A 1,147-nucleotide genomic window follows, 5' to 3' on the forward strand; every position below is an offset into this window, starting at 1 on the left:
TGAGCCTGATGCAAAGTCTATACGAGCACAATTAAAGCTTACTCAAGATGAATTCGCAGGACTGTTAAATATCAGTGTTAACACGCTAAGAAACTGGGAACAATCACGCCGTAAACCGGAAGGTCCGGCACGTGTGCTTTTGGGGATCGCCGCTACACATCCCGAAGTGTTCGCTCACTAAGGATTTCATGAGTTAATATCCTTTATGTCCTTTTCTTTTTAGAAAAGAAAAGGACATAAAGAAAAGCGTCCCAAAAACAGAACGCTTCCAATCGCTTTGGCACTACTGCCAGCGATTGGGCTCTAGGTATGCTTTTGGGACAACTTTATAAATACTCTAATTGTAATTGAAGAAAAAATTAAGTATAATTCGAAAATTATATATACCCTGTAGAGCTATTATTTAGGAGTTGAAGTGTTTGATACACTAACCGAATCGTTTACATCAGCCATACGCAAAATCCGTTTTCACGACGATGAAAAGGCGTTAACCAAGGCACTCGGCGAGCTTAAAAAAGCGTTGCTCAAAGCCGATGTAAATCATAAAGTCGTTAAAGACCTTATCGATTCGGTTGAACTCCAAACCAAACAAAGCGGTATCGGGAAAGACCAATTCCTCGATGCGCTTCGTAAATCATTGTATGCACTTTTGGATGTCAAAGGTAAATCAGGATTTGTCTACGCTCCGGTAGCACCGACCGTTATTTTGATGACGGGTCTACAAGGTTCGGGTAAAACAACAACGACGGGTAAGCTTGCAAATTGGCTTAAAACACGTCAGAAGAAACGGGTATTGGTTGTAGCGGCAGACTTACAGCGTCTTGCGGCGGTTGAGCAACTTCGTCAAGTGTGTGCTTCTATCGAAGTGGAACTCTACGCGGATGATGCAAGTAAAAATCCTGTTGATGTGGTCAAAGCGGCACTTGAGCACGCGAAAAAAGCACTGGTCGATGTCGTATTGATCGATACGGCTGGACGCTTGGCGATTGATGATGAGTTGATGGGCGAGCTAGCGGAAGTGAAAGCCGTCGCAAAGCCTCATGAAATTTTCTACGTTGCCGATTCACTTAGTGGTCAAGATGCGGTTCGTACCGCAGGTACCTTTAATGAAAAAATCGGCATCGACGGGGTTATCCTTACCAAATAC

The 1,147-nt window shown here is 43.6% G+C and carries 2 protein-coding genes; both read left to right on the plus strand.

Going from position 1 to position 1,147, the window contains the following annotated elements:
* Positions 1–181: helix-turn-helix domain-containing protein (locus A2517_RS03050; RefSeq protein ID WP_294894003.1), on the plus strand; the 181-nt coding region annotated here is incomplete at its 5' end.
* A gap of 234 nt (positions 182–415) precedes the next feature.
* Positions 416–1,147 (plus strand): signal recognition particle receptor subunit alpha (locus A2517_RS03055; RefSeq protein ID WP_294894005.1); only part of this gene is annotated, 732 nt, incomplete at its 3' end.

This window comes from Sulfuricurvum sp. RIFOXYD12_FULL_44_77 (genome assembly GCF_001830725.1).
Taxonomy (GTDB): domain Bacteria; phylum Campylobacterota; class Campylobacteria; order Campylobacterales; family Sulfurimonadaceae; genus Sulfuricurvum; species Sulfuricurvum kujiense_A.